This is a genomic window from Nodosilinea sp. LEGE 07088 (assembly GCF_015207395.1).
In the GTDB taxonomy this organism is placed as follows: Bacteria; Cyanobacteriota; Cyanobacteriia; order Phormidesmidales; family Phormidesmidaceae; genus Nodosilinea.
The window spans coordinates 42,059-64,631 of sequence record NZ_JADEWX010000017.1; the positions used below are offsets into that span (position 1 = coordinate 42,059).

General features: G+C 56.0%; 21 protein-coding genes, 1 tRNA gene, 2 pseudogenes and 1 riboswitch. Of the genes and pseudogenes, 11 read left to right on the plus strand and 13 right to left on the minus strand.

All coding sequences use genetic code 11. The features are described 5' to 3' along the window. Positions 1-47 precede the first annotated feature (47 nt). From IQ254_RS06725 to recR, 3 genes are all read right to left on the minus strand, one after another. Positions 48-701: a histidine phosphatase family protein gene (locus tag IQ254_RS06725; protein WP_193965403.1), complete on the minus strand. Its 654-nt coding sequence runs from the start codon at positions 699-701 to the stop codon at positions 48-50. A gap of 12 nt (positions 702-713) precedes the next feature. Beyond that, complete coding sequence (locus IQ254_RS06730; protein WP_193965404.1) at positions 714-1,358, minus strand: histidine phosphatase family protein; 645 nt, start codon at positions 1,356-1,358, stop codon at positions 714-716. Between the two features lie 184 nt (positions 1,359-1,542). Next, positions 1,543-2,136, minus strand: coding sequence for a recombination mediator RecR (gene recR / locus IQ254_RS06735; RefSeq protein WP_193965423.1), 594 nt, complete (start codon positions 2,134-2,136; stop codon positions 1,543-1,545). A gap of 56 nt (positions 2,137-2,192) precedes the next feature. Here recR and IQ254_RS06740 point away from each other — a divergent pair, with 56 nt between their 5' ends. Continuing rightward, positions 2,193-2,564 carry a hypothetical protein gene (locus IQ254_RS06740; RefSeq protein WP_193965405.1) on the plus strand — a complete coding sequence of 124 codons (372 nt, stop codon included), beginning with the start codon at positions 2,193-2,195 and terminating at the stop codon, positions 2,562-2,564. Between the two features lie 109 nt (positions 2,565-2,673). Continuing rightward, positions 2,674-4,068 carry a serine hydrolase gene (locus IQ254_RS06745; RefSeq protein WP_193965406.1) on the plus strand — a complete coding sequence of 465 codons (1,395 nt, stop codon included), beginning with the start codon at positions 2,674-2,676 and terminating at the stop codon, positions 4,066-4,068. 10 nt (positions 4,069-4,078) lie between these two features. On the opposite strand, the gene IQ254_RS06750 is transcribed toward IQ254_RS06745, so the two are convergent. The 3 genes from IQ254_RS06750 to IQ254_RS06760 form a co-directional block, all read right to left on the minus strand. After that, positions 4,079-4,942, minus strand: a complete 864-nt coding sequence (locus IQ254_RS06750) for a shikimate dehydrogenase (protein WP_193965407.1) — start codon at positions 4,940-4,942, stop codon at positions 4,079-4,081. Between the two features lie 46 nt (positions 4,943-4,988). Continuing rightward, positions 4,989-6,575, minus strand: a complete 1,587-nt coding sequence (locus tag IQ254_RS06755; RefSeq protein ID WP_193965408.1) for a bifunctional pantoate--beta-alanine ligase/(d)CMP kinase — start codon at positions 6,573-6,575, stop codon at positions 4,989-4,991. 271 nt (positions 6,576-6,846) lie between these two features. Continuing rightward, on the minus strand, positions 6,847-7,848 hold the full coding sequence (locus tag IQ254_RS06760) for a septal ring lytic transglycosylase RlpA family protein (protein ID WP_228040266.1): 1,002 nt from the start codon (positions 7,846-7,848) through the stop codon (positions 6,847-6,849). A gap of 578 nt (positions 7,849-8,426) precedes the next feature. Here IQ254_RS06760 and purM point away from each other — a divergent pair. Together purM and IQ254_RS06770 are read left to right on the plus strand one after the other, a co-directional pair. Then, a complete protein-coding gene (gene purM, locus IQ254_RS06765; protein WP_193965410.1) occupies positions 8,427-9,476 on the plus strand; it encodes a phosphoribosylformylglycinamidine cyclo-ligase in 1,050 nt (349 codons plus the stop codon). A gap of 130 nt (positions 9,477-9,606) precedes the next feature. Next, a complete protein-coding gene (locus IQ254_RS06770; protein ID WP_369011293.1) occupies positions 9,607-10,437 on the plus strand; it encodes a prohibitin family protein in 831 nt (276 codons plus the stop codon). A 123-nt stretch (positions 10,438-10,560) separates the two neighbouring features. Here IQ254_RS06770 and IQ254_RS06775 read toward each other — a convergent pair whose 3' ends face one another. The 4 genes from IQ254_RS06775 to IQ254_RS06790 all read right to left on the minus strand — a co-directional run bounded on the left by IQ254_RS06775 (position 10,561) and on the right by IQ254_RS06790 (position 14,024). After that, positions 10,561-11,334, minus strand: a complete 774-nt coding sequence (locus tag IQ254_RS06775; RefSeq protein ID WP_193965411.1) for a RodZ domain-containing protein — start codon at positions 11,332-11,334, stop codon at positions 10,561-10,563. Between the two features lie 17 nt (positions 11,335-11,351). Then, positions 11,352-12,137, minus strand: a complete 786-nt coding sequence (locus IQ254_RS06780; protein WP_193965412.1) for a pseudouridine synthase — start codon at positions 12,135-12,137, stop codon at positions 11,352-11,354. Positions 12,138-12,243: 106 nt separating this feature from the next. After that, complete coding sequence (locus tag IQ254_RS06785; RefSeq protein WP_228040269.1) at positions 12,244-13,584, minus strand: cell wall metabolism sensor histidine kinase WalK; 1,341 nt, start codon at positions 13,582-13,584, stop codon at positions 12,244-12,246. Between the two features lie 269 nt (positions 13,585-13,853). After that, complete coding sequence (locus IQ254_RS06790; RefSeq protein WP_193965414.1) at positions 13,854-14,024, minus strand: DUF4278 domain-containing protein; 171 nt, start codon at positions 14,022-14,024, stop codon at positions 13,854-13,856. Positions 14,025-14,063: 39 nt separating this feature from the next. Further along, a riboswitch (Glutamine riboswitch) is annotated at positions 14,064-14,118 on the minus strand. Between the two features lie 113 nt (positions 14,119-14,231). Here IQ254_RS06790 and IQ254_RS06795 point away from each other — a divergent pair. From IQ254_RS06795 to IQ254_RS06815, 5 genes and pseudogenes are all read left to right on the plus strand, one after another. Continuing rightward, the gene (locus IQ254_RS06795; RefSeq protein ID WP_193965415.1) at positions 14,232-15,050 is read left to right on the plus strand and encodes a creatininase family protein; all 819 of its coding nucleotides are present in this window, start codon (positions 14,232-14,234) and stop codon (positions 15,048-15,050) included. A 155-nt stretch (positions 15,051-15,205) separates the two neighbouring features. Continuing rightward, a tRNA-Cys gene (locus IQ254_RS06800) sits at positions 15,206-15,277 on the plus strand. Between the two features lie 558 nt (positions 15,278-15,835). After that, positions 15,836-16,171: a nucleotidyltransferase domain-containing protein gene (locus IQ254_RS31360; protein WP_278000305.1), complete on the plus strand. Its 336-nt coding sequence runs from the start codon at positions 15,836-15,838 to the stop codon at positions 16,169-16,171. Between the two features lie 19 nt (positions 16,172-16,190). Continuing rightward, positions 16,191-16,496: a DUF86 domain-containing protein gene (locus IQ254_RS06810; protein ID WP_313887386.1), complete on the plus strand. Its 306-nt coding sequence runs from the start codon at positions 16,191-16,193 to the stop codon at positions 16,494-16,496. A 15-nt stretch (positions 16,497-16,511) separates the two neighbouring features. Then, positions 16,512-16,748 (plus strand): annotated as a pseudogene (locus IQ254_RS06815) (site-specific DNA-methyltransferase); the annotation flags it as partial. Between the two features lie 99 nt (positions 16,749-16,847). Here IQ254_RS06815 and IQ254_RS06820 read toward each other — a convergent pair. The 3 genes and pseudogenes from IQ254_RS06820 to IQ254_RS33475 form a co-directional block, all read right to left on the minus strand. Further along, positions 16,848-17,624: an ATP-binding protein gene (locus tag IQ254_RS06820; protein WP_228040277.1), complete on the minus strand. Its 777-nt coding sequence runs from the start codon at positions 17,622-17,624 to the stop codon at positions 16,848-16,850. 43 nt (positions 17,625-17,667) lie between these two features. Then, entirely contained in the window at positions 17,668-17,817 is a 150-nt protein-coding gene (locus IQ254_RS33060; protein WP_228040279.1) for an ATP-binding protein, read from the minus strand. Positions 17,818-18,201: 384 nt separating this feature from the next. Next, positions 18,202-19,375, minus strand: a pseudogene (locus IQ254_RS33475) (ISAs1 family transposase). A gap of 48 nt (positions 19,376-19,423) precedes the next feature. On the opposite strand from IQ254_RS33475, the gene IQ254_RS06835 reads away from it, so the two are divergent. Then, positions 19,424-19,954, plus strand: coding sequence for a CPBP family intramembrane glutamic endopeptidase (locus tag IQ254_RS06835; protein ID WP_193965418.1), 531 nt, complete (start codon positions 19,424-19,426; stop codon positions 19,952-19,954). A 191-nt stretch (positions 19,955-20,145) separates the two neighbouring features. Next, positions 20,146-22,473, plus strand: coding sequence for an RHS repeat-associated core domain-containing protein (locus IQ254_RS06840; protein WP_313887387.1), 2,328 nt, complete (start codon positions 20,146-20,148; stop codon positions 22,471-22,473). Positions 22,474-22,573 lie beyond the last annotated feature (100 nt).

The window sequence follows — 22,573 nt, forward strand, 5'->3', positions numbered from 1 at the left end:
ATAGCCGCTGCCATCTGCCCTGGGATAGAGCTGCTAGGTTGATCTGCTCAGCTATCAGAGCCGTTACCGGCCCAGGGGCGACGCAGATGCAGGGGGAGGTGAGAGCAGTTGTTGAGTTGGCGCACAAAGGGGCCATAGTCCATTTGCTCGACTAGAGAAACAGCAGTGACGGGCATGGCGAGGCGATCGCGATATCGCCCGACATCAATGCCGAGCAGGGTGCAGAGCACGATGCGCAGGGTGGCCTTGTGGGAAACCACCAGCACATTGCCATCGGGATAGGTGTCTTCGATCTCAGCCAGTACGTTAGAGCTGCGGCGGGCCACCTGCATAGCCTTTTCACCCTGGGTCGGGGTGTTCCAGGCGGGGTCGGCCAGCCAGCGAATGTAGTCGTCGTGAAAGGTCTTATTAACGGTGGCGGGGGCCATGCCTTCCCACTGGCCAAAGGATAGCTCTCGCAAGCCATAGCGCTGCTGCACGCCGAGCCCCGTAATCTGACAGAGGGGCTGCACCGTAGCGGCAGCGTGGTTGAGGGGACTGCAAAAAATCGCCTTCCAGTCGAGGTGGTGATAGGCCTTAGCAAAATAGTCAGCCATCTGCTGGCCACGATCTGTCAGCGCTACCCCATCCTGGCTACAGTAGCGACCCGTGCGGCAGTATTCGGTTTCGGCATTGCGGAGCAGGTATAGCCTCAGGGGCATAGGGGGCTGGCCTCAGGTGCAGGGAAGCGATCGCAGCTGGTCGCTCAGATGGGAGCGATCGGCAATGGTGTGAAATAGGGGACCCCGCTGGCCCAGTTCGACGACACTGACGGCTGCGACAGGCATATCCATGCGATCGCGGTAACGACCGACATCAATGCCCAGCAGAGTGCACAGCATAATGCGAATGGTGGCCTTATGAGAAACCAGCAAAATATGGCCATTGGCGTGGGTACGTTCGATTTCATCGAGCACCTGAGCCGACCGCCGGGCAATATCTACCGCGCGCTCGCCCCCGACTGGTGCGTACCAGGCAGGGTCGGTGAGCCAGGCCACATACTCATCGTGGTGCTCCCGATCGACCGCCGAGGGATGCATGCCCTCCCAGCGACCGTACATTACCTCTCGCAGGCCATCGCGCAGATGCATGTCTAGCCCCCGTGCTTCACACAGGGGCCGAGCGGTTTCCACCGCCCGCCGTAGGGGGCTAATATAGGCGGCCGTCCAGGGCAGATGGGCATAGGTACTGGCAAATTCTTCGGCCATGGCTACCCCCTCTGGGGTAAGGCCGGGATCGTTTTCAGGCATACCGCAGTAGCCACCTGTGAGACTGTAGGCGGTTTGGCCATGGCGCAAAAAGTAGAGAAAAACTCCCATGGATGCCTAGGGGTAAAAACGGGGCAGTGGCCCCCTTAGATCAATCTGTGACAACGATCTCTATAGCAACAGCCATAGGATTGGATAGACCATAAGCCTATGGGGCATGCACCCTTAATCTAACCTACGGACTGGGCAACCCAAAACAGATTCAGAATTGTATAAGACTTAGCTAAATCCGGACTTAATCTAGATCGCGACGGCCCTCGAGGGCGCGGGCCAGGGTGACTTCATCGGCATATTCTAGATCGCCGCCCATGGGCAGACCAAAGGCAATGCGCGTGACTCGGGTGAAAGGCTTGAGCAACTGCCCCACGTAGAGGGTCGTGGTGTCGCCCTCAATGCTGGGGCTAATGGCCAGAATCACTTCTTGAGTGCCCTCCTGGTTGACCCGGTGCACTAACGGACCAATAGTGAGTTGCTCAGGGCCAATGCCATCCATGGGTGAGATCAGGCCACCCAGCACGTGGTAGCGGCCCCGGTATTCGCGGGTTTTTTCGATCGCAATCACGTCACGCGAGTCGGCTACCACACAGAGCGTTTGGCCATCGCGACTGGTGGCCCGGCAAATATCGCAAACGGGGTCAGCCGAGAGATGGAAGCACACCGAGCACTGGCCTACCTGGGTCTTGGCGTCTAGCAGGGCCTGGGCTAAGGCCTGCACTTCACTCTGGGGACGCTTGAGAATATGTAGCGCCAACCGCTGGGCCGACTTGGGGCCAACCCCTGGCAGCCGCTGAAACTCTTCGATTAATCGCGCCAGGGGACGGGTATAAATGGGGCCAGACTCCTTGCCTTGCTCAATGTATAGATTGTACGTGTAAGGTAAAACCTATGGCAGATTTGAGCGGCACCTGGCTAGGTACCTATTGGCAGCAAGACCATCCCACCCGCTTTGAGGTCACCCTGGTACAGGGGGGCAATACCCTCAGCGGTAGCATTTTGGACGATGGCTATTTGGGCGAAGCCCAGCTCGTGGGCCGCGTCGCTGGACGACAGGTTAGCTTTGTGAAACGCTACTTAACCCAGCAGCTGCCCTCTATTGATTATGTCGGTACTGTCTCAGAAGATGGCAATCATCTGGCTGGGCAATGGAATATTGCTGGATTTGATGCTGGTCCTTGGGAAGCTTACCGGAGCGAGGATGACCTCACCGCTAGCTGGAATAGGGTTGTCGATCGTCAGTTAGTGTTGTCTGCTGACTAAAGCTGCTAGGTGATGCCTATAAAGCCAGGGTGGAGCGATGCTTCGAAAACCGAGCTTATGTACCCTGGCTGGCATTTTTTCAGTCTAGAAAGCCCTATATTAAGTAGCGTTGTCCTATGACAACGCCTACTCCCGTGGGGTTGAGGGGTCGATGTATGCGTTAGGGTTGCAGCTATTAAAGCCTGGGATGGTGGTTGGCATGCTGCTGGCCAGTGTGGTGTTGCCTGCGCTACCGGTGTGGGCTCCAGAACTACAGCGTCAATTAGTGCCACTGTCTAAGACAGACACCCTGGCGGATCTATATCACCGCCGCGATCGCCTGCGGGCTGAACTCCGCCAGCGCCCGGCTGTAACGATGGCCAACCGGTCTGGCCTGGGGGTCGTGTCAGACGACGCCCTCGATCAGCTCTGGTCGATTGATCACCGCCTACGCCAAGAAGAGCAGGCCCAGAAATGGCGGCACCAGGCTCAGATGCATGCAGCAGCAGCTCGTGGTTTGGGAGATCCAGCCTTTCTACCGACCTCGATGCTAGATCTAGTGGTAACCCATTGGGAAGCGGCGCTGTTGGCCCTTGACCAAATTCCTGGCGATACTTTCGGCGCCATGCAGGTAGTGGTTCAGCAACGGCAGTATGAAGGAGAGCGGGCGATCGCCGCCTACCACCATGACACTGCTCGCTCTGATTTTTTGCGGGCGATCGCCGATCAAAAGGGCCTAGCTGGGCGGCTCCGGCTGACGATTTGCAACCTCCAGCGCGAATGCCGCCGCTGGCAGGGGAATCAGCCCCCCGCCAGCCCGGCCAGCCTAATCAAGGTGCCCGTTGCGATCGCGCTGATGGCTAAACTGCACCAGGAAGGCACCGCCCCCGCCACCCCGCTGTGGGTCAGCCCCAGCAACTGGACCGAAGATGCGGGCTCGACCTGGGTTAGAACCGAGTATCCTCTAGAGCAAGTCATGGCCGATATGGTGAGCGCCAGCGGCAACATCGCCACCAATCAGCTGATCGACTACCTGGGATGGGAAGGGGTTAACCAAATTCTGCGGAGCCGGGGATACACCACTACCCGAGTGACTAGCAAGCTAGTGGGCGAATCGACTTACCCGGCCAATGCTGGCAACGCCCCCAATGTGATCACCACCGACGAACTCACTGACATGATGGTGGCGATCTATAACCACGAATATCCCGGTGCTGAGTTAATCGAAACGGCCCTCGCTAACCAGCGCGATCGCGCTTTGGGCCATGCTGCCGTCCAGGCTCCCATTACCTGGCTGGGCGAAAAAACCGGCAGAAACTCTAAGGTGCTGGGCACAACGACAGCGATCAGCGTTGGCGGTCAGCGCTATATTATCACCGCGACCCTAGACCACAGCGGTAGTGAAAGCGCCCTCAGGTCGGTGGTCGCAGACGTGGTGCAATATTTGCTGACCCACAACGGCTTTGAGCATACTGTGGCCTCATCTGAGGCGATCGCGGCTCGGCCTCAGGCGTTCTTGCCCTAGCGCCGGCATCTTATGCCGAAGCTAACCAATCGGTCAGAGCCTGGCGCATGGTAGCCACTGGCACGGGCTGTTGAAGCCAAATTTCTAACGCGGCAGCCCCCTGCTGCACCAGCATTTCTAAGCCGTCGAGGGTGGCTAACCCTCGACGGGTCGCCAGGTCAAGTAATTTGGTGGGGCGGGGGGTGTAGATCAGGTCGTAGATGACCGCAGTCGCTGGAACCAGCGCTAAATCAGCGGCGGCCAGCGGCGTTTGTTCGGCGGCATGGTGCATGCCAATCGGCGTTGTATTAACAATCAGATCGGCCATGGGCAGGAGGGTTGGCAACGCATCCCAGCCGTGGGTAGTCAGGGGGCCACCCAGAGGCGACGCCCGCCAGCTAGCGGCAAAGGTCGCCAGCTTATTGGGGTTGCGCCCCACCACCTGCACCGCTGCAAAGCCGAGCTGGGCGCAGCCTGCCACCACGGCGCGGGCGGCCCCGCCGTTGCCCAACACCAGAGCTGTGCGACCTGTCCAGGTGGGTTTTGCCTTAAGGGGAGCGATAAAGCCCGCAACGTCGGTATTGGTGCCTACCCAGCCCGCTGCGGTGCGCCATACGGTGTTGACGGCACCCACAGCCTGGGCCTCGGCAGTGACCTCGGCTAGCAGGGGCAGAATCGCCTGCTTATGGGGAATAGTGATATTAAACCCCTGCACCCCGATGGCGGCAAAGCCTGCGATCGCGGCTGCTAGCCCTGCCGCTGCCACCGGGAAGGCTACGTACAGATAGTCGGCCCCCAGCTCAGCGAGGGCTGCATTGTGCATCACAGGCGATAGGGAGTGGGTGACTGGGTCACCAATAACGCCGAGAAGTTGGGTTGTGCCGGTAATCGCCATACAGCTAGCTGAATGAGGAGCAGAATTGGTGGACAGGATCCTGAACTCATTCTCCCATTGCTGTGCCCTGCACTCTTTCCTCGTAGAGAGCCACAATTTTTTCAACCACATCGGCAATGGTCAGACTGTCGGTAATCAGCTCAACGGCATCGTCGGCTTTGCGGAGGGGGGAGACACGGCGGTTGCTGTCGTTGCGATCGCGCTCGTCAATGGCCTGCTCAAGGGCCTGGATGTCGGCAACCGGCTGCTGCTGGGCGGCCAGGTCACGCTGCCGACGGCGGGCGCGCTCCCCCACTGAGGCGGTGAGAAATATCTTCAGCTCCGCCTGGGGAAAGACCACGGTGCCAATATCGCGCCCCTCCATCACCACGCCGCCGGTCGCGCCGTACTGCTGCTGCTGGTGGAGCAACAGCTGGCGCACGGTGGGCTGAGCCGATACCAGCGAGACCTGCTCGGTCACCGCTGGGCTACGAATGAGCTGGGTCACCTCCTGATCGTTGAGCCAGATCCGGCTGGGGTAGGCGGCAAAGGCTGGGTCATCGCCTGAGGCTGCTAGGTGGAGACGACAACCTGGCAACAGTTCTGCGATCGCAACCTCGTCGTGTAGGTCAACGTTTTGGTCTAGGGCCAGCCAGGTCACCGCCCGGTACATGGCACCGCTGTCGAGGTACAGCAGGTTAAGCCGTTGGGCCACTCGACGGGCCACGGTCGATTTACCCGCCCCCGCTGGGCCATCGATAGCCACAATGGGCTGGCGATCGCGCAGCAGTACATTGTCGATCAGGCGAGTATTGCCCAGGTGGGCTGCCACCGCTACCATCCCTAGGGTGTCAATGTGTTGGAGAGGGTGCAGCGTCTCAGGATGCACTACTTCTATATATTGAGGGCGCAGGTCAGGGGCCTGGGCGAGCGTCTGGTAAACGGCCTCAATCAAGGCTGGGCTCTGGCGCTCACCGGCCTTAAACAGGGTTTGGGCAGCCACCAACCCTCGGTAGAGGGCCGTAGCCTGCTGGCGTTCATCTGCGCTCAGATAGGCGTTGCGCGAGCTCAAGGCTAGGCCGTTGCGATCGCGCACAATGGGGCAGCCTACAATTTTGCCCGGCAGGTTCAGATCGCGGGCAGTGCGCCGAAGAATAGCCAACTGCTGGGCATCTTTGTAGCCAAAATAGGCGCGATCGGGAGCAACCAGATTAAGCAGCTTAGTCACCACCGTAGCGACGCCTTCAAAGTGGCCAGGGCGATAGGGGCCGCATAACACCGCCATCATTTCTTTGGGTGGCATTACCTGAGTAAGGTCTGCAGCTGAGGGAGCTAAGCTGCCATAGAGGGTTGTCGGGGTAGGCATAAATACGGCATCGACTGCGCATTGCTCGCAGAGGCGCAAGTCGTGGTCAGGAGTCTGGGGGTAGCGGGCCAGATCTTCCTGGGGGCCAAACTGCAGTGGGTTGACAAAAATGCTGACTACCACCACTGCATTTTCTCGTCGGGCCCGGTCGATCAAGCTCAGGTGCCCCTGGTGGAGATTACCCATAGTGGTTACCAGGCCTACCGTGGCGGCCTCCTCCCCCGGCGAGTGAGCTCGCACCTGGGCCAAGTAGCGCGCTAATCCTTCAACTGTCTTGAGTGCTCGCACAATGTTTATACCTCATGCCGCGTGAGTGTGTGACAGCTGAACTTCTGGCCACCTGATTCCAAAGGTAATACCCTACCAGATTTAAGGTATTGAATATATCTGGCTAAGTCTGTTTGCCAATGTCATTGCCCCTTGTCCTCGACCAACCTTCTGATCAAAAGCCCTCTCCAACCAGAGGGTTAGAGAGGGCTGTCATGGAGGCATCCATGGGTCGCGAAGCCAGACTAGTGGGCCGTTGCCAAATCCCGACGCCGGTCTTGCCGGGCTTAGTCTATGGCGACGACAGTACCTCAAGCTGGACCCGAGCAACACCGCTGGCCCTTAAGCCAATATTGGATGCCGCCGCCGCCGATAAATCGATGATCCGACCATGGCCGAAGGGGCCGCGATCATTGATGCGCACAACTACTGACTGCCCATTAGCAAGGTTAGTCACTCGAACTTGGGTACCAAACGGCAGTGTGCGATGAGCTGCTGTCAAGGCATTCTGGTTGAATACCTCGCCACTGGCGCTGCGCCGCCCATGGAACCCTGGCCCATACCAAGAGGCCATACCACTCACGGTCGATGCCACAACACTTACCTGTGACGCCGAGACCGACGGCTCGGGTAGCCCTTCAACCCGAGCTAGGGGAGGGGCATCGCCCAAAAGTCGGCGTAGGCGATTGGCAATTTGCAAAACGTCTTCTGCGGGGTTTTGAGTGGTGTCGGGCAGCATCACCTTGTCGTTGACGATCAGCATGTCCTCACTCCCCCAAGACACCACAAAGGAGTCGTTGTCGCTATCCCAGCGGGCCTTGATATCCGCAGCATCGTGGGTGGTCGCGAGGGTCTGGAGCGCCGTCAAAATTTCATTGGCTTGGCTAACAGGGGCATGGTAGTCAGGCGCTGCCGCCGCCGGGTTAGTGCCAGCGCTGAGGGTCTCTAGCTCATCCCCTACGAGAGTAATGACGGGAATAGAGCGAATGTAGACCGTTGCAGCCTGCTTGTCGTCTAGGGCGTGGGGATATACCGTGGCGAGATCGGTCACGGCCAGGAAACCATCAGAAGCAGCTGATTCGGCAAAGGTCAGGGTAGGGGAGCCGTTAGCAGGAACTACCTCAGACGTGGTGGCCTCTGGGGCTGAAGCAACGGTATCGACGAATGAATCGGTGTCAGGTTCTAAGGTAAGGGATGAAAAATTAGCTGGCTGGCTATCGACTGTGCCCTCGAGCAAGTCGTTATGGCTAATCTCCTGGGCTGTACTGGGCAAGGGTGCTCCAAAAACGGACATAGTGACGGCAACCGTCAGTCCGCCCAATAGGGAATGTTTCATTTACACCAAAAGAAATCAACACGAAGAGCAGGAGATAAATTTTGACCTTAGGAAAGGCATCAAAACAGGCAATCACTGGATTGCCTTAAATCCCATACCCGTTACAAATTGGTTTTCTATTTTTATCGAAATGTAACTTAGCACGTTCGACTGGTATTGCGAATCCGGGGATACCTAGGGGTTTAAAGTCGTCGTTACAAAATAAACGATAGAGGAGTCCTTAATAATTGCCTAAGATAGTCTGTCTATAAGGCTTGCAAAGACTGATGCGGGTGAATCTAAATTTTGAATTAGTTATAGGTCAAGGCAACTAAATTATGAAAGAATAATCAATCTGCTATGCCATTGTCGGCAGGGTAAGCCAAAAAACGGTAATCTCAGAGTGAAAAAATGTAACTTTTGATGCAAAATCTGACGGCAATAACCATGCTCGAAGCTGCGATCGCATTCTCTGCATTCTCCTCCAAAACCATTGACGAAGACTCTGTCCCTGCCTAAGGTTAGAGACTGGCCCCCAAGCTAAGGATGAACCCGTTATGGACTATCGGGATGCCGGCGTAGATGTAGAAGCTGGACGCAACTTTGTCCAACGTATTCGCACCCTCGTAGACAGCACTCGGCGCCCTGAGGTATTGGGCGGGTTGGGCGGCTTTAGCGGTCTGTGTGAACTCCCTAGGGGCTACCGTGAACCGGTACTGGTTTCGGGCACCGATGGCGTTGGCACTAAACTCAAAATTGCCCAGGTTACCCAGCGTCACCATACCGTCGGCATCGACCTGGTCGCCATGTGCGTCAACGATATTCTCACCAGTGGGGCCGAGCCCCTCTTTTTCCTCGATTATCTCGCTACCGGTAAATTAGAGCCGGTCGATTTAGCCGCAGTTGTAGAGGGCATTGCTCGGGGCTGTCGCCAAGCTGGCTGTACCCTCCTGGGGGGCGAAACCGCAGAAATGCCTGGTTTCTATGGCCCTGGCGAATACGACCTGGCTGGTTTTTGCGTGGGCGTAGTCGAAAAATCTCACATATTAGACGGTAGCCAGGTGCAGCTGGGCGATCGAGTGATTGGGCTGGCCAGCAGCGGTCTACACAGCAATGGGTTTAGTCTGGTGCGCAAGGTCGTTGCCGAAGGTCAGCGCTCCAACGGTGGGGCTGGCTACTGCTGGGATGAGACGATAGCGGCACTGGGTTCCCAACCCCTAGGAGAACTCCTGCTGACGCCCACGCAAATCTACGTCGATCCGGTGCTCAAGGCCCGCCGCGAGGGCGTTCCGATCCACGCGATGGCCCATATTACAGGCGGTGGCCTACCCGAGAACTTGCCCCGTTGCCTGGGGCCGGCCCAGAATATCCACCTGTATCGCGGCAGTTGGTCGGTACCGCCGGTCTTTACCTGGCTGGCCGAGGCGGGGCAGGTGCCCGAGGTCGACCTCTACCACACGTTTAATATGGGCATTGGCTTTGCCCTAGTGGTGCCATCGGCTGAGGTTGACCAGACGCTTAGCTGGCTTACTCAGCACCAATTGACGGCTTACCTGGTGGGCGAGGTCACGGCTGGCAGTGGCGTGGTGACAGGGCTACCCGAATAACCTGTGACTGGATAGCCCTGATCCGAAGCCTTGCTGAAGAACGACCCAGCTTTACCCAATAGCCGATACCGTAGAGAAGCAGTGTGATTAGGACTTTCTGTTGAAATCTTCAACTCTCAATTGGCCGCCAGTGGTACTCAGCTTTTTGGCGATTGTAGCCCTGGCCCTGGTGACCAGCAGTTTTGTAATTATCAATCCCGGCCAGGCTGGGGTGCTTAGCATTTTGGGTAAATCCCAGGATGGTGCTTTGCTAGAGGGCATTCACCTGAAGCCGCCCCTGGTTTCTAATGTCGATGTATACGACGTAACCGTACAAAAGTTTGAGGTGCCAGCCCAGAGCTCTACCAAAGACCTTCAGGATCTGTCTGGTCGGTTTGCCATTAACTTTCGCCTTGACCCCACTGAGGTGGTCAACATTCGCCGCACCCAAGGCACCCTCGAAAATCTAGTCTCTAAGATTGTGGCACCTCAAACCCAGGAGTCTTTTAAGATTGCTGCGGCCCGCCGTACTGTTGAAGAGGCGATTACTCAACGGGCTGAGCTCAAACAAGACTTTGACGATGCCCTCACCACGCGATTGGCAAAGTACGGCATTTTGGTACTGGATACGAGCGTGGTAGACCTAAACTTCTCGACGGATTTTGCTAAGGCCGTAGAAGATAAGCAAATTGCCGAACAGCGGGCTCGTCGTGCCGTCTATATTGCTCAGGAGGCTGAGCAAGAGGCCCAGGCTGAGATTAACCGCGCCAAGGGCCGGGCTGAGGCTCAGCGCCTGATTGCCGAAACTCTAAAAGCCCAAGGCGGTCAGCTAGTGCTGCAAAAAGAAGCGATCGAAGCTTGGAAAGACGGCGGGGCTCAGGTGCCGCGGGTATTGGTCATGGGGGAAGGCAGTAGCGTGCCCTTTATCTTTGATCTGCAACAGATGGAAGACTCGAACGGCCTATTACCCGGCTCACGTTAAAGAAAGCAGCCGTGGTCGTGAAGCCTAATTAACGCCTCCTACAGACAAGGCAGCCCTCAGATTAAGGGCTGCCTTGTCTGTAGGGCTTTGAGGAAGCCCCGATTGTTGTGCAGAACGCTTTGTCTACCAGGCTAGGCTGACGGTCGATTGAGAAGAATAGGTGACCTCACGCACCATACCCGGTTGACCCAGGGCTTCAGCCTGATTGTCGTTGTAGCTCACCATGACTGCACCAGCGTTGCCTGCCCGGATGGTAAGCGCCTGATCGGCCAACCACAGGCGGGTATCGCCGGGCTGCAAAATACCTTCAAATTCGGTCGTGCCATCTGAAGTAATGCGCAACCAGGATTGGCTGGTGAGGGTCATTTTGACTTTGATCGGGGCCTGGGGCTCAGCGGGCTCGGAGGCTGGCGGCGGGGCATTAGTGCTGGTGGCTGGGTTGGGTTCTACTTCGCCCAGGGGAGCTAACGGAGGCAGCATGGTGACCTCTGGGGCTGTTTGGCGAAGCACGTAGGATAGCCCACTGATAGCGGTTAGCATCAGCATAAAGTAGGCCCCATAGAGATGCAGGGGGCGCAGCTGAGCGGCAGGTGACTCTTGCCACGAACGGCGTTCGATACGGCGTGGGGTGAAAAATTGACTGGCCAGGGTTTCGCCGTCGAGATGCAGGGCATCGCCGTAGCGACGAATTAAGCCACGAATATAGACAGGCTCGGGTAGCCCATCGAGGTCGCCCTGTTCAATAGCCGCCAGTAAACTGGGACGAATCAATGTCTTGGTGGCCATCGCCTCAAGAGTTTGACCTTGCTGCTGGCGGGCGGCCAGCAGCAAGGTGCCGAGTTCTAGGAGTTGCTCTCGGTAGAGAACATTGGGATCAACCAACTCTTTAGTCTTCATACAGGGAGGATGTTAGTTCAAGACGGTGAATGGCTAGCTGATGATCGAGATAGACCAGCCGAGGGGGTGGATGAAACCGAGGACTGATCTAATAATGCCTTGATTTCGTCCGTTGATAAAGCTCTGTAAGCCCCTGCCCTAAGATTGCTGAGACCAACAGACCCAACCGCAACCCGGTGTAAGTCTAGCACCCGATACCCCAGGATTTGGGCCACCCGGCGGATTTGTCGGTTGCGTCCTTCCTGTAGAATGACCTCGATTTGGGTATCCGTGGGGCCACTGGCAAGCACCCGAACCTGGGCTGGGCGGGTGAGTTGTTGATCGAGCTGGATGCCTTGACGCCACGCCGCCAGAGCGGCAGACGAAACGTTACCCTCTAACCGCAGCCAATAAGTTTTGGGTACGTCATGGCGGGGATGGGTCAGGCGAAAGGTAAAATCACCATCGTTGGTGAGTAGGAGTGCTCCGGTGCTGTAGGCATCGAGCCGACCGACGGGATGGATGCCGACATGGTGCAGGTCTGCGGGGAGAGCGCTAAATACTGTCTGTCTGCCTTCGGGGTCGGCACAGGTAGACACCATGCCCAACGGCTTGTGCAGCAGCAGGTAGTGCTGGGTAGGTCGATGGTGAGCTTGAATAAGTTGGTGATTGACTTCAATGCGATCGCGCTGCGGGTCAGCCCGCTGGCCCAGGTGAGCGATCTCGCCATTGACCTGCACCTGACCGGCTGCGATCAGTTGCTCGGCCTGTCGCCGGGAGGCAACCCCGTATTGAGAAAGAATTTTCTGGAGCCGATCTACCATATCCCTGTCAACGTGCTGTCAGCCGTCTCATTGATTTAGGCGGCATCAACCTATATAACGATTATGCCAGCAATTGCGGGTGGCTGAGTATAAGTTCTTACCGTCTTTATCTAGAGTCTGGAAGTATGGCCGCCCCTTTAAACGGTTCTACCAGCACTGCCATGGGCAGATAGAGTCGTAGCCAGGCCCCGCCCAGGTCAGGGTGGTTGGCAGCGGTGATGGTGCCGCTGTGGGCTTCGACAATTTGGCTGACAATCGCTAGCCCCAGGCCCGATCCACGACTCCCTGGCAAGCCTTCCCGAGAGCCCGGGGGAATATGCTCTGTTTCGGAGCCGCTGCGGGTGCGCGACGGGTCGGCCCGATAGAAGCGATCAAAAATATAGGGCAAGTCTCTAGGGTTAAACCCCGGCCCGATATCAATCACTTCTAGGGTAATTTTGTCGGCATTGTCGTCATTAGCCCTGGATGCGGTCGTGCCTGCCTCAGCCAGGGTGAGACGGGCATAAACGGTAGCACCACTAGGGCTGTGCTTAATGGCATTGTCGATCAAATTGAGCAATACCCGATGAAATAGGGTTTCATCCAGATTGACCAGGCATTGTTGGGGGCCCTCGTAAGTTAAGCTCAGGCATTTAGTCTGGGCCAGGGGTTCGAGACTAATCCAGGCCCGCTGAATCAGCTGGGGCAGATCTACCGGTTTAAGGTAAAGCCCCTGAAACTGCTCGCCTTGGAGACGGCTGAGATTGAGCAGATCTTCGACCAGATTGCTCAGGCGAATTGTTTCGTTGACTAACCGATCCAGCCAGCGCCGCTGGGCCTCATCGACTCGAGGCTGTAACGTCTCGGCCACTAGCCGAATGGAAGTGAGCGGAGTCTTGAGCTCGTGGGCCACATCGGAAGTCCAGCGATCGCGCTGTTGTACTAGCAGTGCTGCCTCCTGACGATTTTCTAAAAATACGCCGACGTCACCATTGTTTAAAGGCAGGGCATATCCCCGCAGCGGATAGGTGGGCTCCTCCTTAGGATGCAGTGGGTCGGGGGAAATTTGATAGAGCATCCATTCTTGCTGACAACAGGTTTGGCGCTCCCGAGCTTCTTCGATCAACGCATCGAGCTCGTAGGAACGAGCTACCTCCAGCAGCAGCCGTCGCCGCTGTACTGAACCGTTGAGAGGCTGGTTCATCTTCAACAGCCGATTGGCCTGGGCATTGCACCAGACCAGCTGATTTTCTTCATCGACTTGAAGGTAGCCAATGGGAGCCGTCTTGAGAATATGCTCTAGGGTGTCGCGGTCGGTGCCCAGCGATCGCAGCTTGAGCTGCTGCTGAGGCTGGGTCTCTACCAATTGCTCAACTTGGCCTAACGCCGTTGACCAATCGGTCGCCTTGAGCGTGGTGATGAGTCGATACTCGCGATGCCGCTGTTGGCGCTGTTGATAGATCATCATCAGCGCGCCTGTGACTACTCCCAACAGGAAGAACCCAATAACCAACCTTTGCCCTGCCCCTAATTATTTATTGCACTTTTGTATGCTCCTAGCCTATCGCACAAAAAAGCACCCCCGTAGGAGTGCCCTCAAAATGACGATGCGAAATAATGATTCAGGTAACTCCTGCCGACAATCTACGCCCAGTAAAATATTTAGAACGATAGCCCCAGCCGTTATTACTCTAGTAGCTGGAGCCATCGCCTAGCCTAACCGGGCAAGATCAACATCTATCGAACCACAGCACCCCGGTACTTGAGACCCTGGGGATGCTGGGCTTTGGCCTGTTTGGCGACGTGACGAGTAGCCACAGCGCCGCGATAGCGACCAATAACTTCTTCAGATACAGCTACCTGAGGGGTAGCCAATTCGTAATCGATACCACGATACTTCAAGGACATCTTTCGCCTCTCCTTAATGAGTGAAGGTGTATAAACAGAGGCGCGTTCCTTCGAGCTAAGCTCTACTTCCGTCTCTCATAGAGAGATGAACGATTTGTTTCTGTATTCATTGTTACTGTTTGCCCTTTAAATGTCAAGTCTCCTCTGTGAGGAATTCTTGGCATTTAGACTTGGGTGATTGCCCTGCTCCTTTACCGATGATTCTCTATGCATAGCCCTATCCCAGCCCATCGCTATTTCCCTTACCTGACCTGGACCGATATTGAGGCTATGGACGATCGCGATCAGGTGGTGATTGTGCAGCCCATGGGAGCGATCGAGCAGCATGGCCCACACCTGCCGCTGGTGGTAGATAGCGCCATTTGTACAGCGGTGCTCGGTCAGGCGTTAGCGCAATTAGATGCATCGGTGCCGGTATACAGCCTGCCCCCCCTTTACTACGGCAAATCTAACGAGCATTGGCACTTCCCCGGCACCATCACCCTCTCAGCTGAGACGCTGCTGCGGGTGATTCATGATGTAGCCGAAAGCCTCTACCGGGCCGGTTTTCGCAAACTGGTGCTGCTTAACGCCCACGGCGGCCAGCCCCAGGTGCTGGAGATTGCCGCCCGCGACCTACATCAGGCCCACAACGATTTAATGGTGTTTCCGCTGTTTCTCTGGGCGGTACCCAACTGCGCTGGTGAAGTACTAACACCTAAAGAATTAGAGTTGGGCATTCACGCCGGCGATGCTGAAACCAGCTTGATGCTCTCAATTCTGCCCGACCAGGTGCGGATGGATCGTGCGGCGACGGAGTTCCCCCAGGGGCTGCCGACCGAGAGCTGGCTGACGATGGAGGGGGCGCTACCCTTTGCCTGGGTAACGCGCGATCTCAGCGCCAGCGGCGTGTTGGGTGACCCCACCCTGGCGACCCTCGAAAAGGGCGATGCGTTATTGGCGTCTCTGGTCAGCGGATGGGTCACCACGCTGGAAGATATTTATCGGTTTCGTCAGCCTGGGGCTAATACCGAAAGGCAGAAGTAAGAAGGCAGAAGGCAGAACGGGAATTCCAGGTCTCATAAGGGTTTCCGCGTGAGTAAATAGCTGGGTCATTTCCGCCTCAGAGTACTAGCCCCGCTTAACTTGTCTGTGGGCTGTGTCGCGCCCCTGAGTTTGCTATACTCATAAGCTAAAAAGATGGCGACATAGCCAAGTGGTAAGGCAGAGGTCTGCAAAACCTCCATTCGGCGGTTCGAATCCGCCTGTCGCCTTTACGGTAAACCGCTAGATTCAGCCCCCAGAAGCCCTGACCGACGGCGAGTGCAGCACTTCGGTGTTTCCCTCGCCGTCTCTGTTTTGGGCATGTTTGGCCATGTTTAGACAGGCTATTGGGGTAAAATTGGGGTAAAAATCGTGGTACCTGGTGGCACTAATTCGACAAAAGTAGTACTTTTTGAGTGCATGTATTACCTTATGAGGTCACAACATGTACGCCAAAGGCAGAAGCAAGTCCAACAAAGGCGTGGAACGTCAACCACTATCAATTCGCAAGTTTGCCGAGGTCTGTGGGGTTTCCCATACCGAAATAGGCCGCAAGATGACCGCCATGGGTATCTCAGGAACTCCTCAGGGCAAGGGATTGCCCACGCTGCTGAGCCCAGCTGAACAAGCGGTTGAGCGGCAAGTCAACAGATTTGGTGGCGCGCCAGGGACGAACCAATGCAGAATGGTTTAAGGTTTGTGGGGAGCGGGTTTTGGGATGGTGGGAGATCATTGTGGGCAGTGCCCACCCTACAGACTGGAGTTGGCCGATGGGAGCGCCTGGGCTGATGCAAAGGAGACTAGGTACACTTTCTGAAGATGTACTAGATCAGTTTTGTCGGCAGTGGCAGGTGATAGAACTGTCGCTGTTTGGTTCTGTGTTGCGGGATGATTTTCGGGCTGATAGCGATCTGGACGTGCTGGTGACGTTTGCACCTAATGCACCATGGACGATTCTCGACCTGGTGACGATGGAGCAGGAATTGGCAAGCTTAGCAGGTCGGGAGGTAGATCTGGTGGAGCGGCGGGTGATTGAAAAAAGCCAAAACCCTATTCGCCGTGCAGAGATTTTAAGCTCTGCCCAAGTGCTTTACCCCAGGGTCAAGGCTTATGAATTAGCGTGATCAGGCCTCGCTTTTAGACATTGCACAAGCGGCTCAACGTGCTCAGTCATTTGCCGAAAATATGTCTTGGGAGACGTTTGTAGTTGACTTTAAAACCCAGTCAGCGGTGTTGTATCAGATCGCAATTTTGGGAGAAGCCGTTAAGCGCCTTTCGTCGGAGCTACGAAGCCAGCATCCAAATATCCCCTGGGCAGCTATGGCCGGAATGCGCGATAAGCTGATCCATGATTATGAAGGGGTCGATGTAGAGCGGGTGTGGCTAACGCTGCAATCTAGCATTCCAGATTTACTACAAGCAATTAACTCTCTGTTAGCCGAAGACTGAGACGGATAGACACCCATGGCCCCGAAGCAAAAACTAGAACTCGCCTGGATTGGCAAGGAGCATCGGCCCCAGCTAGAACCGCGCATTTTGCTGGAAGACCCAGAGAAGTCTTACCATGCCACACACCGGGTCACAGAGAATGACCTGTTTGACAACCGCCTGATTTTTGGCGATAACCTGCTGGCGCTAAAGGCATTGGAAGCTGAGTTTGCAGGCAAGGTGAAGTGCGTGTTTATTGACCCACCCTATAACTGACTCAACGCATTGGCCGGTTGGAAGTAGCCTGCTCAATCTGCCAAGTGTGACTAGCTCAAGCCCACTACACCAACATTGTGGGAGCAGCAATCGAATTTAACGAACAAAATGTGTTTTACGCGTTTTCAAGCTGGAGCTTACGCGTTTTTTACGCGATTGTGTAATAGGCACCTCTACCTTGACCATGTAGCTAGGGATATTGGCTTCGGTGCAGCTCAGAACAACCTTAACGGTTGAGGTGTCGCTGCCGGTGTAATCGGGGGCGGGGCGTCCATAGCGAAGCAGCCCCTGAAAGATCAGATCTACCCCTCGTCCCGTCCGCTCGGCAAGGCCAATGCGTTTGATAGCATCTGCGAGGGCCGGGTTGCGAGGCTTTGGCTGCACGACTAACAGATTGTCGATAGTGACGCCTTCTACAAAGCCGCCAGGGTTTCTGATCGAGAGACCATCTACCTCCATGCGGATAAAAACTGTGCCCAGTTTGGTGTAGTCGCGGTGAATTAAAGTATTGACGGCAGCTTCACGGAAAGTACGGGGATCGTAGTTAGGAATGGGGACTCGAAAAAGCCCCCGTTGAATTTCGTCTTCTTCTAAACGAGCCTCAAACAAGGTGGAGAGGCGTTCAAAGGTTTTCAGCAGGGGAAAACGATAAAAGTCGTTGACGCGAATTTGTTGGTTCGCTTCCCGTACCTGAAAAGCAACTTCGTGGGTAGGTAGATGCTCTCGCAAGGCACTTTCTCGGCCCAGCACCAGTAAGCCAGTAACGGTTAGTACCTTTCTACCTTCATAAGTGCGAGTCATGCCCAGAGCGCCTTCCAGCTCCTCATCGGTTAGGGCTAACAGCGATGTATCACCTCGATAGCGCTCGACCATTTGCCGCAAACGTTCTTACTCCAAAGGATCAAAGGCATCCAGGCTAGCTTCTGGGATGGGCAAAGCCGAACAGTACACCCCCCTCGGTATTGGCTAAACAGACCACCGTGGCAACCAGATCGCGATCAGGCAAAGGCTTCTGATCGCTCTTAAACTCTATAGTTAGGGCTTCCTGGTGGGGAACAGTACGCACGGTTGGGTTCCTGAAGTCGTGCGAGTAGTTTACTCCAAAGGAAAAGGACTCTGAACTAGAAGTCAGTGTGACCTTACCTCCTTTCCTTACCTCCTTTAGAGATGTCCCCGCCAGCTCAACCCAACATACAGCGGAGAATGCGATCGCTCTTGGATGATAAGAGGCACGCTGGATGCACGTCCGCTGCGTTCCATTGTTAGGTGGCGCGTCAGTCTATCTCTACCGTTGCCCAGTCGGCTCGCTTCAAAAGGGCTCTGGCAGGGACGCCCGGCTTCACCCAGACCACTTCGTGGCAGCTTCCCTCCGGGTCAACAAATCCGAAACTTAGTAACGAGCCCATATCAGTCACCACACCATTGCCTGCACCCTCTGTGACGACCAGGGCTATTTCATTCTAAAAATGGCCTTGAGGGTATCTAGGCCAAATTTGCAGAGTCGTTCAGCCTGAGCCATGTTGGAGAACTCATTGGAGCGATAGAGGTTGAGCGCGAAGTTCCGAGCGACGGCGAAGATTTGCGGCAACTGGTGCATGCGGATACGCGAAGCATCTTCGCCCTGGGTCACATCGCGAACATGGTGTACCTTGTTTTCGACGCCCCAATAGCCTCGAATGCGCCGAGCAAAAGAGTCCGCTGATTCTAAAAACGAGGCGACATAGTAGCGGGTCTCGGTTTCTCGGCGCAGTTGTCCGCCATACTTGAATTGGCGCTCACTCTCTACGCGCACCAGGGTTTTCAGCCCCGGCCAGGGCTTGATGTTGTCGAGGGTTGTGCAAAGGCTGACGACCCGTTTTTCCAGTCGCCCATGCCCTTTACTGATCTCGGTGTAGCTGGTCTCAGCGGTAAAGTTGGCCTGAACGCTTTTGTGCAAGTTGCCCTGATTGCCTTTGAGGGCACCCAAGTAATGATTGTCGGTGTCAATGATGAGCTGACAGGTTTTTTTGGGTGCTAATCGCATCAAAGGCAATCACCACCCCCTTGAGCGCCAGTTGCTCGATAAACGCTGGCAACGCTTTGATTTCGTTGGTTTTGCGGTCTACCGGATAGGGCTCCAGAATTAGACCCCGCTCCACCAGATAGGCACTGACCAACAGAATGGCGGGATGAGGGGGAGAGTCAGGATTGTCGGTCTCAAGTTGATACGACCCGCGTAAGACTTTGCCATCGACCGCTAGGGTCTCGCCGGGTAAGGGCTCAATGCCAAAGAAGCGGGCTAAGGCCGCTGAATAGTCCGAATAATCCAGTTTGAGGAGCACACGGCGAATGGTGCTGTAGGACGGGAGGCGCTGTTTGGGCGGGTTAAAGAGGGCAATCAGTTCGCTACGATAGCTTTTAAGCCAGTCGCCAATGGCTATAAACCCCCGATTACCGGCGGTCACCGCCAGGGTAAAGAGCGCTAGGCATAGGGCCATTTGATGGCGCTTGCCAGCGGCCCGGCGGACATCGGGCAGGTCAACGAAGGCTTCGAGAATCTCGATCCGTTCTACAGCAGACTCAGGCCGTGAGTCAAGAACAGCAGGGGGGGCGGGAGGGGGCAGACGCATAAACGCTAGAACCATTGGAACTAGCCTGAAACTCTAGCATCTTTAGGCTCCCTTGAGAATGAAATGGCCCTGGGAGTTTTGGGGATAGTTTTGTTTAAGGAAAACCAACCTCTCTCCTCGATTGGCTTACAACCTCTGCGTTGGCAGTCGATGGTATGGGGCTTAGCATTTGCTGGCATCTTAATCTTTATCTACTCGCCGGGTTTGATGTGGGCGATACGTCAACTTAATTTTACAGACTTTGAAGGTGGCTTATCGAAACTAACCCAGCTGCCTATTTGGTACCTTATTTTAGCTGTCATAATAGGTGGAATCACCGAAGAAATTCTATACCGAGGTTACGCCACTGAGCGGCTATCAGAATTTGCCGGAAGTTACTGGACGGGTAGTATACTGGCACTCGCTGCCTTCGGCTTAGCCCACATACCGCTGTGGGGCTGGCAACCTGCTGTTACAACTGTGATTTCAGGCGGCCTACTCACTTTGTTTTATTTATGGACAGGGGATCTAATTCCCTGCATTATTGCCCACATCATCACGGATAGTGTGGGCATTGTGATACCTGCCTTAGGGCAAAGAAATCTAGATGCATAGAGTATCTCAGATCCAAGGCTGATAGGGGTGATTGCCTTTACTAATCATCTCGGTATTTTTCTTTTGGGAAATGTTTATCTTGATAGATAAAATCTAAACTATCAAGATTTAGATAAACGGGTTTCAAGTCCGTCTGGGATGTGTTTATCTTCTGAGCGCTAGAAAATTTACTGTTGTGAATAGCCTGTCCTATTTATTACGATGCGCTTAACCGCCAGATTGCCATTATTGACCCGCTGAACCAAGCCACCCAGTATGGCTACGACGCGGTGGATAATCTGCTCTCGGTGACGGACCCGCTGAACAACCAGACGACCTACGCCTACGACGGGCTAAACCGGCTGACCCAGGATACCAACGCCCTGGGCTTTAGCCGCACCTACGGCTACGACGCGATGGATAACCTGACTCGGACGAGCGATCGCAACGGGCGATCGCGGCAGTTTACCTACGACAATCTCGACCGCTGCAGTAGCGAGCAGTGGCTGGGCGCAGCCGATGCAGTGCAGCGCACCTTGTCCTACGGCTTTGATGCCCTGGGGCGGCTGAGTCAGGTGCAGGATACCGACGCCAGCAGCACGGTGTTGAGCAGCAACACCTACAGCTTCGACGCGCTAGACCGGCTAACCTCAGAGACCGTCGTCACCGCGCCAGTGGTGCCCCAGGTGGTGTTTGACCACGCCTACGATGCCGTCGATAATCGGATCCAGACCACCGATACGATTGCCGGTACCCTCAGCGGCACGACGGACTATACCTACGATGCGCTAGACCGGATGACGCAGATCCAGCAGGGGGGCACAGCGGTGCAGCCCAAGCGGGTGGAGATGGGCTACAACGTGGCCAGTGAGCTGACTTCGCTATCGCGGTTTGTCGGGGCCGACGGCACCACGCCCGTCGCCAGCACCAGCTACAGCTACGACAGCAGCGGGCGGCTGACGCAGATCACCCACGCTACGGCAGCCGCGCCGATTGCCGACTACCAGCTCAGCTACGATGCCGCCAATCGCCTCACCAGCCTCGTCTCGCCCGACGGCACGGCGACTTACACCTACGACGCCCGCGACCAGCTGACGGGGGCCGACTATACGGCCCAGAGCAACGAGGCCTACACCTACGATGCCAACGGCAACCGCACCAATGCGGGCTATCAGACCACCGCCAACAACCAGCTCACCTCGGATGGAGTGTTTACCTACGAGTATGACAACGAGGGCAACCGCACGCGGCGGACGCGCATCAGTGATAGCGCCGTGACCACCTATGAGTGGGATCATCGCCAGCGGCTAGTCGCCGTCAATGAGGGCGATGGCACGACCGTGACTCAGCGCGTCACCTATACCTACGACGCCTTCGACCGCCGCCTCAGCCAGTCCGTTGACCCCGATGGCGATGGCCCAATCGCCGCGACGGCTGAGTACTTTGTTTACGACGGCGACCACATCGCCCTGGTGTTTGATGAGGCGGGTAACCAAACCCATCGCTACCTGCACGGCCTCGGCATCGACCAGATTCTGGCGGAAGAAACAGCAAACGGGGATGTCCACTGGGCACTCACTGACCATCAGGGCAGCGTGCGCGACATCATCGACAACAGCGGCGCGACTCTTAACCGCCTTGTCTACGACAGCTTTGGGCGGGTCACGAGCGAGACCAATCCTGCCTTCGATTTCCGCTTTGGCTACACGGGGCGGGAGCGGGATGAAGCGACGGGGTTGATGTACTACCGGGCGCGGTACTACGACCCGGCGGTGGGACGGTTCCTCTCAGAAGACCCGCTAGGGTTTGGAGCGGGGGATGCTAACCTCTATCGCTACGTCTTCAATAGCCCGACTAACTATGCAGATCCCAGTGGTGAACTTGTGATAACTGCCACTGCCGCAGGGGTTATAGGGATTGCCGCATTCGGGGTAGGGGTTCTCGCAGCCTACTACGCGCTGCAACCGGAGGAGACCCGTTTAACGCCCGATGATTATCGAGCTCTTGCTGATGACGCTGAGAACTTCTTTCAGCAGTGTCTTGCGACGGTCACAGGTGGCTACAGTCCAGATCTAGATCCCAACCGCCCCATCTGGAACAACCCGCCACTGCCCCCCATCAGCGGGGACGACATCTTGCAGCCCCCTCCTATGGATGTCGGTGATTTGTCTCCCGGTGGGTTTGGAGAGGGACCACGGCCTGATGTTGATGACGTTGTCCCGGTACCGGGTGACGTTCCCGACTGGCTGTTTCAGCCATTTTTTGAAACGCAGGGCCACGGTACAGGTGCAGGATTGCCAGACATGAATGGGCTTCCTGGGCAGCAGGTAAGAGACATTCTTAATGACACTGGCTTCCAACCTAGTAGCCCGGTACCTTCAGCAGGGGGATGGCAGAAATTTAGACATCCGGATGGTTCACAGGTTGATATAAATTGGGACACTGGAAGAATTGTTCGTACAGAAGCTCCTGTTTATGGTTCGGATGGTTCAAAAATAAACAAAGGGCAGCGAGTAACCGTCCCTCAGCGAGCGTTTTAAGCTAGGCAAAGCGGTTCAGGGTGATCTACCAGCGGGGCGTCCTGCTCGGGTTCAGCCTGAGGAAGTAAGGAGGGCGTAGGCCGGTTCAACCGGGCAGCGG